General features: G+C 68.5%; 12 protein-coding genes and 1 pseudogene. 5 read left to right on the forward strand and 8 right to left on the reverse strand.

From position 1 onward, the window contains the following. The first annotated feature begins 182 nt into the window (after positions 1–182). Both ACFVX4_RS40395 and ACFVX4_RS40400 read left to right on the forward strand, forming a co-directional pair. The gene (locus tag ACFVX4_RS40395) at positions 183–416 is read left to right on the forward strand and encodes a hypothetical protein (protein WP_389987997.1); all 234 of its coding nucleotides are present in this window, start codon (positions 183–185) and stop codon (positions 414–416) included. Then, positions 413–1,411, forward strand: a complete 999-nt coding sequence (locus ACFVX4_RS40400) for an IS3 family transposase (RefSeq protein WP_389988000.1) — start codon at positions 413–415, stop codon at positions 1,409–1,411. The genes ACFVX4_RS40395 and ACFVX4_RS40400 overlap by 4 nt, the downstream gene beginning before the upstream one ends. 688 nt (positions 1,412–2,099) lie before the next feature. Here the strand turns inward: ACFVX4_RS40400 and ACFVX4_RS40405 are convergent. The 5 genes and pseudogenes from ACFVX4_RS40405 to ACFVX4_RS40425 form a co-directional block, all read right to left on the reverse strand. Next, on the reverse strand, positions 2,100–2,441 hold the full coding sequence (locus ACFVX4_RS40405) for a hypothetical protein (RefSeq protein WP_389988003.1): 342 nt from the start codon (positions 2,439–2,441) through the stop codon (positions 2,100–2,102). Between the two features lie 650 nt (positions 2,442–3,091). Continuing rightward, positions 3,092–3,325 (reverse strand): annotated as a pseudogene (locus ACFVX4_RS40410) (YIP1 family protein); the annotation flags it as partial. A 663-nt stretch (positions 3,326–3,988) separates the two neighbouring features. Continuing rightward, positions 3,989–4,708 carry an IS6 family transposase gene (locus ACFVX4_RS40415; RefSeq protein ID WP_389988006.1) on the reverse strand — a complete coding sequence of 240 codons (720 nt, stop codon included), beginning with the start codon at positions 4,706–4,708 and terminating at the stop codon, positions 3,989–3,991. A 668-nt stretch (positions 4,709–5,376) separates the two neighbouring features. Next, the gene (locus tag ACFVX4_RS40420) at positions 5,377–6,021 is read right to left on the reverse strand and encodes a response regulator transcription factor (RefSeq protein WP_266414222.1); all 645 of its coding nucleotides are present in this window, start codon (positions 6,019–6,021) and stop codon (positions 5,377–5,379) included. Continuing rightward, the gene (locus ACFVX4_RS40425; RefSeq protein WP_389988009.1) at positions 6,009–7,265 is read right to left on the reverse strand and encodes a histidine kinase; all 1,257 of its coding nucleotides are present in this window, start codon (positions 7,263–7,265) and stop codon (positions 6,009–6,011) included. Before ACFVX4_RS40425 ends, ACFVX4_RS40420 begins: the two co-directional genes overlap by 13 nt. 133 nt (positions 7,266–7,398) lie before the next feature. Between ACFVX4_RS40425 and ACFVX4_RS40430 the strand changes: the two genes are divergently transcribed. After that, positions 7,399–7,875: a hypothetical protein gene (locus ACFVX4_RS40430; protein WP_389988012.1), complete on the forward strand. Its 477-nt coding sequence runs from the start codon at positions 7,399–7,401 to the stop codon at positions 7,873–7,875. Positions 7,876–8,030: 155 nt separating this feature from the next. On the opposite strand, the gene ACFVX4_RS40435 is transcribed toward ACFVX4_RS40430, so the two are convergent. Next, positions 8,031–9,119, reverse strand: a complete 1,089-nt coding sequence (locus ACFVX4_RS40435) for a hypothetical protein (protein WP_389988015.1) — start codon at positions 9,117–9,119, stop codon at positions 8,031–8,033. A gap of 402 nt (positions 9,120–9,521) precedes the next feature. On the opposite strand from ACFVX4_RS40435, the gene ACFVX4_RS40440 reads away from it, so the two are divergent. Continuing rightward, on the forward strand, positions 9,522–10,241 hold the full coding sequence (locus tag ACFVX4_RS40440) for an IS6 family transposase (protein ID WP_389988019.1): 720 nt from the start codon (positions 9,522–9,524) through the stop codon (positions 10,239–10,241). A gap of 166 nt (positions 10,242–10,407) precedes the next feature. Here the strand turns inward: ACFVX4_RS40440 and ACFVX4_RS40445 are convergent, their stop codons facing one another. After that, positions 10,408–11,406: a DJ-1/PfpI family protein gene (locus ACFVX4_RS40445; RefSeq protein WP_365478970.1), complete on the reverse strand. Its 999-nt coding sequence runs from the start codon at positions 11,404–11,406 to the stop codon at positions 10,408–10,410. A gap of 160 nt (positions 11,407–11,566) precedes the next feature. On the opposite strand from ACFVX4_RS40445, the gene ACFVX4_RS40450 reads away from it, so the two are divergent. Then, a complete protein-coding gene (locus tag ACFVX4_RS40450; protein WP_266410414.1) occupies positions 11,567–12,286 on the forward strand; it encodes a DJ-1/PfpI family protein in 720 nt (239 codons plus the stop codon). 76 nt (positions 12,287–12,362) lie between these two features. Here the strand turns inward: ACFVX4_RS40450 and ACFVX4_RS40455 are convergent. Further along, positions 12,363–12,495 (reverse strand): transposase (locus ACFVX4_RS40455; protein ID WP_389988022.1); only part of this gene is annotated, 133 nt, incomplete at its 5' end.

Consider the following 12,495-nt stretch of genomic DNA (forward strand, 5'->3'; position numbering starts at 1 on the left):
TCTACATGGCCATCATGTCGCTCGACCCCACCGGCAAGGGCCAAGCCCGCTGGACCATGCGCTGGAAGACCGCACTCAACGCCTTCGACATCACCATCGACGGCCGGCTCTCCGCAGCACGCCAGTAACTCCAACAACCTGAGTTACACCGCTCGTTTGACAGACCCGTCGTGCGGGGATGGATGCAGTACTACGGGGCCTACAACAGGTCGGCCCTCTATCCCCTCCTGAAACGGATCAACGCCTACGTGGTCCGGTGGCTGCGCGGGAAGTACCGGAGGCTGCGGCGAAGCTGGTCGGCGACCTTCCGTGCGTGGTGGTCCGGGGTTGATCGACATCCCCGGCTTCTCGCGCACTGGGTTTGGGGTGACCGAGCCCGCCCGGGTCTGGTGACCAGGACGACAAGAGCCGTATGACCGGAGACGGTCACGTACGGATCTGTGGGAGCCCGGGGGCGAAATCCCCCCGGGCCACCCGACTTCGCGAAGGAAACGGTGAAGTAAGCACTCTGTGCCGCTTCGTCGACGCGGAGAAGGCCGCCGAGGCCAACCTCGACGGCTACAGCGTGGCTTTGCTGTGCCGCGTCACGGGGATCAACCGCTCCACCTACTACTCCTGGCTGGCGGCCCGGCCGGCAGCGGCCGAACGGCAGTGTGCCGAGGACGAGTTGGCCGAGGAGATCCGCGAGATCCACGCCTCCTCACGGGGTGCCTACGGCGCCCCGCGCGTGCACGCCGCGCTGCGGCGCAAGGGCCATGCGATCAACCGGAAGAAGGTCGAGCGGATCATGCGCGAGCGCGACATCCGCGGCGTCACCCGCCGCAGACGCCGCCACCTGACGCAGCAGGACACCAAGGCCGCACCGGCTCCGGACCTGGTTGGCCGCGACTTCACCGCTACCCGGTCCGGCACGAAGCTCGTCGGCGACATCACCTATCTGCCGACGATCGAGGGCTGGTGGTATCTCGCGACCGTCATGGACCTGGCGACGCGCGAGGTGATCGGGTACGCGATGGCCGAACACCACCGTGCCGAGCTGGTCACCGACGCGCTGCGGATGGCCGCCGGCCGCGGCGACCTTCAGGACGGCTGCATCATGCACACCGACCGCGGAAGCGAATACACGAGTGGCGAATTCCGCCGCGAGCTACGGGAGTTGAACCTGAGACAGAGCATGGGACGAACCGGCATATGCTACGATAACGCCGCAGCCGAGAGCTTCTTCGGTCTACTGAGGGCGGAGATCGGCACCGCCGTCTGGGAGAGCCGTGAGGCGGCCCGCGCCGATGTCTTCCGCTTCATCGAGGTCGAGTACAACCGCACCAGGCTCCGCAAGCACCCCGAGTTCGGGTACCTCACCCCACTCGAAACCCGAGCCAGGCTGCAGCACGAATTCACCCCCGCAGCGTAAACAACCGCTGTCCAAGATCAAGGGGGAACTTCACCGCCGGCATGGTGGAACAGCAGATCCCGGCCCTGCGGCGCTTCGCGGCAGAACACACACCATCACCACACCGCGTGCCTCGGGTGAACGCGTCGGGCGCGGGACCGGGCCGGTTTTCGCGTACGTGCCGGACGCGAAGAGCCTCGACTTCGCGATGAACCTGGCCCGGGCGTCGTCGCTGGTTGTGGTGGAGAGCGCCCACGGGTTTCCGCTCAAGGGCTGGGCACGCCAGCTCGGTGCCGTCGATCTCACTCGGCCCGAAGGAGAGCACGCTGATCAGCCCGGACCGTGCGGACCATCATCAAGACGGCCGCCCGCACGGCCGGGCTCATCAAGGACGAGGACGAACGGGCCCGGCGGGACGCGCCGGCCCGACCGGGTGCGGCCGGCCTGACACCCTCTGCGGCCAGAGCGGTCTTGCGGTGCCGCACACTGTCGGTCTCGAATTGCCCGACCACCGCGCCCAAGCCTTCGTTCCGTCTCTGATTTCATTCCCCGGCCCCCTCTCTCGGTCCCAGAGGGTGCTCGGCTGGGTTTCGGAACCCAACTCGCGGCCGCCGCCGCGTGATTGGCGGCACAGCTTGCGAATACCACAGGCAGAGGGCCGGCTCGCGTGGACGCTCCGCCCTTCGGCAGCGGCAGGTCCGGGATGCCGCTACGCAGGTACGACCTGGACGCTCTTCGCGGTGCTGCCGGGGGGGCAGGCGACCGAAGCCACCTGGGGCGCCTCGACGGTGTTGTAGCTGTACACGACGCCCCCCACGCCCGACTTCACGTCGAGGCAGACCGCCTTGGCCCGGTAGGTGCCGGTGTCGCACTGCACCTTGCCCCCTCCGTACCAGAGGATGTTGGGGCCCTGATGGAGCCACTCGATCCAGGTGACGCAGCCGGTGGGCGGATCGGCCTGGGCCACGGGGGCTGCTTGAGCGGGGGCGGCAGCCAGAGCGGACAACCCGAGGACGGCTGTCGCGAGGGTCACCATGGTTCGCTTGAGCATCAATTTCTCCTGCATTTCGAGTAGGGAAACGTTAACTAGTTCTGCCGGAGGCCATCGCTGCTGGCCTTCTTTGCCGGACGGATGCGGTGATTAACGTGATGGTCATTCACGTATGCATGCAGAAGTTCAATGGAACTCTGCATATCCTTTTCCTCGTCCACTCTTAATCCATCTGACGGGAAATGCACCGCTATCGTTGATGGTCCATTCAAAGGTCACCAACTGCGCCAGTTGGGCTGAATTTCAAGTGCGCGCCATAAAAACCGGCCTGAACCCCTTCCTGTTGACGTCGTGATACTCCCTGGCGAATTCTCCGCTCACGCAAGGAGGCGCCGGCCTGCTCCGGTGAAAGCGCATACATATCTTTTCGGAGGTCATCCATAGGCGCAAGAAGACGTTGGTTACGATTAGATAAACAAGCGGAAAGGGGGGTGGCAAAGCGTAGGCAGGAACCGATGGAAATACGAAAAAATGCAACTTTAGGCGTCTTGCACTATCAGGTAGGGAGCTCGAAGTCTTCGCGCACGACGTTGCGCTTGAACGTGGTCACGCCGAGTGTGTCGCCCTCGTCGTCCCGAGACATCCGCGTGTAGGCCCCGGCGGACTGAGTCCGCCGGGGCCCTTCCTCGTGCTCGTGCTCGTACGTCGTACTAGAACGTGCCCAGCTTGATGATCGCGAGGATCGCGAGCAGCTGGATGGATGCCGCGCCCAGTGCCCTCGGCCACGGCAGGTCGTGCGACTTGCTCACCATCGTCGTGAGCAGCGCGCCCGCCGCGATCCAGGTCACCCAGCCGAGCAGCTGCACGAAGGGCTGGCCGCCGCCGAGGAACATCGCCACGACCACGCGGGGCGCGTCCGTGATCGACATGATCGACAGCAGCCCCGTTGCCGCGCCCACGGCCGACGCCCCCGCGACAGCGGCCGACAGGCCCGTCAGCGCCCCCGTGGCGCCCTCGGCGCCCCGGACGACGGACAGCGCAGCATTTGCACGCCCCGCCGACCGTGCCCCGGCCCGCAAGGACGCCACGGCGTCCGTCGCCGCAGCCCATGCCACCGCAGGCCGGGTGAGCGCCCGCGTTGACGTCGTCGACCAGGAGCCGCCCGCCGAAAAGGCCGGCCCCGTGAAGGACTGGGACCTGGCCGGCCTCCCGGCCGACTGCGCGCCCGGCCGTGCCCCCGAGCTGCTGACGGACACCCAGGCCCACGCCCGGATCCGGTACGGCCACAAGCACGGCTGGAGCCAGCGCCGCGTCGCCACATTCGCAGGCCGCTCTCCGTCGACGATTCACGAGTGTGAACGATCACGTAATTCCCCGGGCCCGGCGTCACGTAATTCCCCAGGTCCTGGCCCTGTGCTCTGCGAAAGCAAGCTGTGATTCTACGGGAACGCGGTAGGGATAATCGGCCACGGACTCATCTCCTGCACGCCTACTGCCATCGGCGATCAGCCGAGGGAATAGCCGAGCGTGAGGCGCTGTCACGTTGTTGAGGGTGTGAGTGCCTGATGGTGTGTCGGGTGTGGTGGGGCCGGGCTCCGGCTCCGTGCTCAGGCCGCGGTAGGCAGGCCGGTGACGCCGGTGACCTGATCCCAGCTGGCGAAGCGGATGGTCATCTCGGTGCGGTATTCGCTGGCGGTCATCAGGTGGCGGCGGGGCCTGAAGTGGGGTGAGATGCCGCTGAACGCGGACAGGAACTGCTGGGCTCCGCCGACGGAGCGGAAGCCTTTCATGGCGCGTTCGCGTTGTCGGGTGGGCTGGTGGCTGTTCTCAGCCCGGTTGTTGAGGCCCTTGTGGGCACGGTGCTCGACGGAGGGTATGACCTCGCGGTGGGCCGCGCCGTAGGAACGGAGCTTGTCCGTGACGACCACCCTCGGCACGGCCCCGATTCCCTTGAGGAGCCGACGGAAGAACCGCCTGGCCGCAGCGGTGTCCCGCCGGTTCTGTACGAGGATGTCGAGCACGTTGCCGTCCTGGTCAACGGCCCGCCACTGGTACTTCTGCTCTCCGTTGATCTTGATGAAGACCTCGTCCAGGTGCCACTTGTCGCCGGGCCGGGGCCGTCGGCGGCGCAGGCCGTTGGCGTAGGACTGCCCGAACTTCAGGCACCAGCGGCGGACGGTCTCGTGGGAGACGATCACGCCGCGCTGCAGCATCAGCTCCTCGACCTCGCGGAGGCTGAGCGGGAAGCGGAAGTACAGCCACACGCAGTGCGCGATGATCTCGACTGGGTACCGGTGCCCCTTATACGGCGGCGGCGTACTGCCCACGGACAACCCCCTCCACCATGATCAACCCGAAGATCATCCCACCCGGCCAGCCAACGTGACAGTGCCAAGCGTTCGATGGGCGTTGAGGCGGTTCTCGAAATCGCGGCGGGCCTTGGCGCTATGCCGGACAGTCTGGGAGTGGTCGAGGCGCCCTGAGTGCCGTCGAAGGGCTGGCGGCGGACAGCGGGCGCGGCAGATACGCACAGCATGACCGACTCCGCTGGGGACGTCTTGCTGCCGCAGCACTCCCGGCGTCCTGCCCAAACACCGCGGCCACGGCTGGGGCTGGCGCAGCGCAGCGGCCTCGGTCGCAGCAGCTCAGGCTGGCCGGGCACGGCGGGACGCGCGCAACGCGACCGACGACCCGGACGAAGAGGACCGCATCCTGGTGGCCCAGCTCGAAGACGGGGACTGGGTCTGGAAGACGTTCAGGCCCTCCGAACCCGAGCCGAGGCCTTCCTGAACCGTCCGCACCGCACGAAGCCCCGGGGCAAGGCTATGACGCCCCAGGGCTTCGCTGTGCACGTGGACGCCCGGTTCAACGACCCGGGCCCGGCCTGGTTACCGGCTCAGGGCACCGCTCCCGTCTTCCGCTGGAAGTGAACGAAGTCAGGCGCCCGAACACCTCGCTCAGGTACCCCCGGCTTCAGGCCCGGGGTACGCCGGGATCAGGCCACGCCGAGGAAGCTCAGTACGGCGAGCACCCGGCGGTGGTCGGCGTCCGCCTTCGGCAGGTCGAGCTTGGCGAAAATGTTGTTGATGTGCTTGGCCACCGCGCTCTCGCTGACCACGAGTTGCCCCGCTATCCCGGCGTTGGACCGGCCGCCCGCCATCAGCTCCAGGACCTCGCGTTCCCGCGGGGTGAGCCGGTCCAGCGGGCCGCTGTGGCGGCGCACCAGAAGCTGCGAGACGACCTGCGGGTCCAGCGCCGTCCCGCCGGCCGCGACCCGGCGCAGCGCGCCCACGAACTCCTCCACGTCCGCGACGCGTTGCTTGAGCAGATAGCCGATGCTGGAGGTGTTGGCGGACAGCAGATCGGCCGCGTACCGCTCCTCCACATACTGCGAGAGCAGCAACACCGCGGTCTGTGGCCACTGCTGCCTGATGACCAGCGCGGCACGCACGCCCTCGTCCGTAAAACCGGGGGGCATACGGACGTCGACCACGGCGATGTCCGGCCGGTGCTCCTCCACCGCGGCCAACAGCGCCTCGCCGTCGCCCACTTCGGCGACGACCTCGAACCCGGCCATCTCGAGGACCTTGACCACCCCGACCCTGAGCAGTACGGAATCCTCGGCGATCACGGCACGCACGGCAGCTCCACGGTGATGACGGTCGGCCCCCCGACGGGGCTGTCGACCGACAGCGTGCCATCGACCGAGGCGACCCGCTTGGCCAGCCCTGCCAGCCCGGTACCACCGGTGGGTTCCGCGCCGCCCACGCCGTCGTCGCTGATGACGACCAGCAGCGTCTTCCCGAAGCGCTCCACGGTGACCTCGGCCCTGGAGGCCTCGGCGTGTTTCACCACGTTCGTCAGCGCTTCGGAGACGACGAAGTAGGCGACCGCCTCGATCGTGGGAGACGGACGTGACGGCACGTCCACCTTCACCCGTACCGGGATGGGTGCTCGGGCGGCGATGCCGGACAGCGCGGCGTCCAGGCCGCGGTCCTCCAGAACGGCCGGGTGCAGTCCGCGCACCAGGCCGCTCAGCTCCTCTATCGCGTCCTTCGCCTCCCGGTGCGCCTCATCGATCACCTGGCGGGCGTCCTCGGGCAGGTCCTGGAGCGTGGCCTTGGCCAGGCCGAGGTTGACCGCCAGGGAGACCAGCCGCTGCTGAGCGCCGTCATGCAGGTCCCGTTCGATCCGCCGCCGTTCGGCGTCGACCGCGTCCACCAGGCCGGTCCGGCTCTCGGTCAGGTCCTCGACCCGGCGGGCCAACTGCTCCTCGCGGCTGGGCCCGAGCAGGACGGTGGCGGTGCGGGTGTCGAGCCGGGAGAGGGCGTCGTTCGACAACCGCGCGATGTGGAGCAGGGCGAGCCCCGCCGCGGTGACGTACGCCGCCCAGGTGTAGTAGCCGGGATGGTCGACGCGCCAGTCCAGCGGCACCAGCCAGATCCACAGGTAGATCGAGGTGGCGGTGACGGCCACGACCCATGCCAGGAGGGTGAAGGACCCCGCGAGAGCGAGCAGCGGCCCGTCCAGCAGGTGGTACCTGAGCTGCCGGTGCCCCGCCCGGGATCGCAGCCACTCCGGCAGCCGGGGCCGCTGTCCCGCGTAAGGCGAGGGGATGGCCACGTCGAGCCGGGTGCGGAAGCGGCCGCGCTGCACCTCGGTCAGCAGCGGCCCGGCGAGCACGATGGCCGTGAACGCGACGAACACCGCGACGGGCAGTTGGCCCGCCGGGTCGAGGACCGGGACGAAGAGCAGCCACAGCAGGGACACGACGAAGAGGACGCCGAGCTGGACGAGGACGCCCGTGACGAGGAACGAGACCGGTCGTCCGGCTCCCTGGAACGGGAACAGAAGTAGGCGCCGCAGGCGGGCGGTTGCGTGCATGGGGAAACGGTAGGTGTCCGGGCCGGGGGCGGGCCATGGCAAGAGCATCCGCCTCGGGGTGTAGCTAGTGCCACCCCCACAACGGACATTCGCGTTACTGACCATGAGCGCCGGGCGGACGAGGCTTGAGGCCGTGAAGGAACGCCAGGAACGCGAGGAGAACGATCCGATGAGCACGCTGAGCGTCTGCCGACTTCAGGACGAGGCCCGCGGCTCGACCGGTCCGCGCATCCGCCGCCGGTACCGCCTGGAACACGTCCTGGTCGGCTGCGGGCTGGCCCTGCTGCCGTGGCTGGTCGTGCTGGCCAACAGGCTGCCGGAGACCGCCATCGCCTCGAACTGGTGCACCGCCTGGATCGGCCTGGACGCCTTGGAGGCGCTGGGACTGATCGCCACGGGGCTGCTGGCCATGCGCGGCCACCACCTGCACGCCCTGACGGCCACCGCCACCGCGACGCTGCTGGTGGTCGACGCCTGGTTCGACACGATGACCGCGGCACCGGGCGCGGATCAGGTCTCGGCGATAGCGATGGCGCTCGGCGCGGAACTGCCACTGGCGGTGGTGTGCGTCGTGCTGGCGGTACGAGGGATTGCCCGCCAGACAGCCTGACCCTCGCTCCCGACCCCGCCTCCTTCCCGCACGCCACCATCCCCTCCCAAGGAAAGATCCATGTCCCACACCGTCCTGGCCAAGCCCGCCGTCCGCTGGGCGCTCGCCGCCGGTGCCGCCGCCGCCGGCGCCCTGTGGTTCGGCGACAAGGCCCCTTACCCGTACGCCCAACACAAGCTGCTGGACCTGCCGTTGCCTCGGCCGCGAGCGAACTGCTCTTCGAGGGTCGTCATGCGCGGTGCTTTCCGTTCAGCGGCGGAGGTGAGAGGGCGGGGCTGGAAGAAGTAGCCGGTCTTCCTGGCGGCGGTGATGGCCGCGTCGGCGGTACTGGTCGCGTCGACCGGGACGTGCGGGTAGACACCGTCGATCAGGTCGTACTCCTGCTCTGCGCCAGCCCCGGAGCCGAGCACAGCGCAGATGGGCGTGTTGTACTTGGCGACTTCCACCCAGACGCCTGGCCAGTCGGGGTGCTGGCTGGTGACGTGCGCGTCGCAGTGGCGGCACTTGGCCTTCTGCTCCGTGCCCGTCAGCCGCCCAGCAGGATGCGCCTGGTCGGCGTGGACGACATGCGGGACCCGCTGCAGTGACTCCTTCCCGCCCAGCAGTGAGTAGTTGCAGACCGGCCCGAACTCGTGCTCCGTACTGACCCACAGGCCCGGCCAGTGCGGGTGCTGGTCCGTGACGGCGGCGCCACAGCCCGCGCAGTTCCGAACGGTCAGGCCGTGCTCACGGAACAGCGCGAAAGCCGTCGTCGGGGGCGCGCAGCTGCTGGTGCTGTCGACGATCGGGGCGAGATCGTACAGGTGCAAGTCCTTCTCCAGCAGCCACACGTCCTCCCATGTCTTCAACCCGGACAAGGGCAGGCTCTGCGTCCAGCCGATGCGCGGCACGTCCGTGGTCGAGGAGCGCTGCACGACCTCGATGTCCGGGCGACGCAGATCGGACGGCACGTACTCGGCCAACGCCCGGCGCAGTTGCCCGACGGCCTGGTCCCGGTCCTCCGCGTTCAGCCAGCTGGCCTTTACCAGGTCCCGCAGTTCGCCCGCCGGGTACAGCGTCACCTCATACCGCCAGACGTCCGTCGCCTGGCGCAGGGTCCGCTCGTACTCGCCGACTTCGTCGAAGGAGAAAAACGACAGGGTTCCACCGGCCTTTTCCGCCGCCGCGATGGCGTCGCCGACCGTCTCATAGATATGGGTGAAGTCGCCCCACGGCGTGGCCGTGGTCGTGAAACTGCCGGTCAAAGCCTCCTGCTCTACGTCAGCGATCCACGCGGAGAGAGCGGCGGCGTTGCGTGACGCCGCCGCTTTGCGTGCCTTTGCCTGCTTCACGTGCTTGGCCGCCCGCTTCGGCTGCGCCTTCTTCCCCATAGTCTCGCCGCCCCTGTGTCGAAGTCGCCATCGTGACTACCGGTAAACGGCGGGGATGCGAGTTCGTCACGTTCGCTCCGTGCCCACCGCAGCAGGGCCACCGGTCCCGTTCACGCCGTACGGTCCAGAGGCTCGGGCGCGGCCGCCGGGGTGATGATGGTCAGCCCGGCCCGTTCGGCGGCGAGCCGTTGCAGAGCCCGTGAACGGGCGCTGTCACGTTGGCTGACCGCAGGGGATGATCTTCTGGTTGATCATGCTCGGGAGGGTCTTGCTGCTGTGGAGAGTGCGTTGCCGTCGTATAGGGGGCACCGGTACCCGGTGGAGATCATCTCCCACTGCGTCTGGCTGTACTTCCGGTTCCCGCTCAGCTTCCGCGAGGTCGAGGAGCTGATGCTCGAGCGCGGCGTCATGGTGTCCTACGAGACGGTGCGCCAGTGGTGCCTGAAGTTCGGCCAGGCCTACGCGAACGGCCTGCGGCGCCGCCGTCCTCGGCCCGGCGATAAATGGCACCTGGACGAGGTCTTCATCAAGGTCAACGGCGAGGTGAAGTACCTGTGGCGGGCCGTCGACGTCGACGGCAACGTGCTCGACATCCTGATCCAGAACCGCCGCGACAAGGCCGCGGCCAGGCGTTTCTTCCGCAGACTCCTCAAAGAGACCGGCACGGTGCCGCGGGTGGTCGTCACCGACAAACTCCGCTCCTACAGCGCCGCCCACCGCGAGGTGATGCCGTCGGTCGAGCACCGCTCCCACAAAGGACTGAACAACCGGGCGGAGAACTCGCACCAGCCCACCAGGCAGCGCGAGCGCGCGATGAAGGGCTTCCGTAGCGTCGGTGGCGCCCAAAGATTCCTGGCCGCCTTCAGCGGCATCTCGCCCCACTTCCGACCCGGCCGTTACCACCGCACCGCACCCGACCACCGCCTCGAGATGACCGTCCGCTTCACGATCTGGGACCAGATCACCGGCGCCGCCGGCCTGCCCGCCACGGCCTGACCGACAGCCGAGAGCCGCCTCGACCACGCCCTGACGCACTGCCAGACGCCTATACCCCCGACAACGTGACAACGCCTGTGTGGGGGTCGGGCGGGGGCTTGGCTCACGCTGTGGTGGGCAGGGCGGTGGCGCCGGTGATCTCGTCCCAGATGGCGGAGCGGTTCAGTCACGGTCGCTCCGCGGGGGGTGCACCCCGGGGAGCGCTGTGGACGGTGCGGTGCTGGCTGGGTGTGGTTCCGTAGTGGTCCAGGAACACCTGCCTCATTGTCTCGGCGGAGCTGAATCCGCAGCGCCTCGCGATCGAAGCCAGTGGCAGTGCTGTGGAGACGAGGAGTTGTGAGGCCGCCTCGGCTCGGGCGGTCCGTACGAACTGGGCCGGTGTCTGTCCGAGGTTGTCGAGGAACAGCCGGGCCAGATGACGTCCGCTGACTCCCGCGTACGCGGCGAGCGCGGTGGCGCTGAGGTCGCCGTCGAGGTGCCCGGTGATGTGCTCGACGGTCCGTTGCACGGTCCGGTGCTCCGGAGCCGGTGCGTCGACGAACATGCTGATCTGGGCCTGGTTGCCGGGCCGCTGGAGGTAGGTCACCATCATCCGGGCCAGTGTCCGGGCGAGGGCTGGGCCGTGGTCCTCCTCGACGAATGCGAGGGTGAGGTCGAGTGCCCCGGTGACCCCGGCCGACGTGCAGACGTGCTCGTCGCGGAGGTACAGCGGCGCGGGGTCGACTTGGACGGCCGGGTGACGCTGCGCGAGGTCGTGCGCGTACGCCCAGTGGGTCGTGGCGCGCCGGCCGTCGAGCAGCCCGGTCGCCGCCAGAACACTGGCGCCCGTGCACACCGATGCGACCCGACGGCCGATTCCGGCCAGGCGGCGCACGTGCTCCACCAGCCAGGGGTTCTGCGCCGCCGCGGCGTGGCCCGGCCCGCCGACGACCAGCAGCGTGTCGACCGGGCCGCGGGTACGCTCCAGCGCCGCCTGCGCGCCCAGGACCAGTCCTGAGGAGCAGCGCACCGGGCGGCCCTCCGGGGCGACCAGGCGGACGTCGTAGGGCGGACTCGCACCGAGGCGGTTCGCCCCGTCGAAGGCGCTGGTCACGCAGGCGACCTCAACGAGTTCCACATCGTCGTAGGCCACGACCACCACGCGGTGGCGGACAGCTTTCGTCATGCCTACGACCCTACCGAATTCGTCTGCAGGACAGGCATCCCAGGATTTCGGACATAGAGTCCAGAGGCTCCTGTCTCTGGTTGCGGCGGTGGGTGAGGGTGGTCAGGGCGGCAGCCGACCACCGGCCACCGGCCACCCACCGACATTCAGGAGTCCTGTCATGACCGAAACCTCGCCCGCGCCGTCGGCCCCGGTGAAAACCATCGCCTTCGTGCTGTACCCGGGCCTCACACCGCTGGACATCGTCGGCCCGCTGCAGGTCTTCGCAGCGCTGGCTGATCTGGTTCCCGGCTACCGCACCGTCGTGATCGGCGAGCGGATCGAGCCGATGGGAAGCGACACCCCGCTGTCCCTGGTACCCAGTCACACCTTCGAGGAAATAGCGGATCCGCATGCAATGATCGTGCCCGGCGGCCTCGTCCCCACCCTTGCCGCGATGGCCGACGAGAATCTGCTGGGGAACCTACGCGAGACCGCGGCGCGGTCCCAGGTCGTCGGCTCGGTGTGCACCGGCTCGCTACTGCTCGCGGCGGCAGGGCTCCTGGAGGGCCGCCAGGCCACCACGCACTGGATGTACCGCGACTTGCTCGCCCGCTTCGGGGTAACGCCGGTCACCCGGCGCTGGGTCGAGGACGGGCACTTCATCACCGCCGCCGGCGTCTCGGCCGGCATCGACATGGCACTGCACCTTGTCGCCCGCCTCGCCGGCAACGAGGTCGCGCGCATGGTCCAGCTGTTCATCGAGTACGACCCCGAGCCGCCCTTCGGCCCGATCGACTGGACAGCTGCCGACAGCGGCCAGTACGCGCCCTTCGCCCGACAGCTGCTCCAGAACGCTCTCGCCGACCACCCAGCCCTGCTGGCGCACCTGAGTAGCTGAGCGAGGCAGACGGGGGTCTGTCAAACGATCGGCTCTGACAAGATTTCCGTAGCCGTTGATCGTGCCTCGGTGTGGATCAGTTGAGCAGGATGCGGTGGCGGAGGAGGCGGAAGCCGGCGCGGCCGTACATCTGTCTCTTGATCAGTTTCGTCTTGGTGTTGACGCCTTCGGTTCCGCCGTTGTGGAACGGGAGGGTGAGTCCGTTGACG

It is taken from the genome of Streptomyces sp. NPDC058240, assembly GCF_042882135.1.
Lineage (GTDB): Bacteria > Actinomycetota > Actinomycetes > Streptomycetales > Streptomycetaceae > Streptomyces.

What these genes read in the sequence shown, in the direction of transcription:
- ACFVX4_RS40395 (WP_389987997.1), top strand. Translation starts at nt 183, where the DNA reads ATGCAGTACTACGGGGCCTACAACAGGTCGGCCCTCTATCCCCTCCTG.
- ACFVX4_RS40400 (WP_389988000.1), top strand. Translation starts at nt 413, where the DNA reads ATGACCGGAGACGGTCACGTACGGATCTGTGGGAGCCCGGGGGCGAAA.
- ACFVX4_RS40405 (WP_389988003.1), bottom strand. Translation starts at nt 2,441, where the DNA reads ATGCTCAAGCGAACCATGGTGACCCTCGCGACAGCCGTCCTCGGGTTG.
- ACFVX4_RS40425 (WP_389988009.1), bottom strand. Translation starts at nt 7,265, where the DNA reads ATGCACGCAACCGCCCGCCTGCGGCGCCTACTTCTGTTCCCGTTCCAG.
- ACFVX4_RS40445 (WP_365478970.1), bottom strand. Translation starts at nt 11,406, where the DNA reads ATGACGAAAGCTGTCCGCCACCGCGTGGTGGTCGTGGCCTACGACGAT.
- ACFVX4_RS40450 (WP_266410414.1), top strand. Translation starts at nt 11,567, where the DNA reads ATGACCGAAACCTCGCCCGCGCCGTCGGCCCCGGTGAAAACCATCGCC.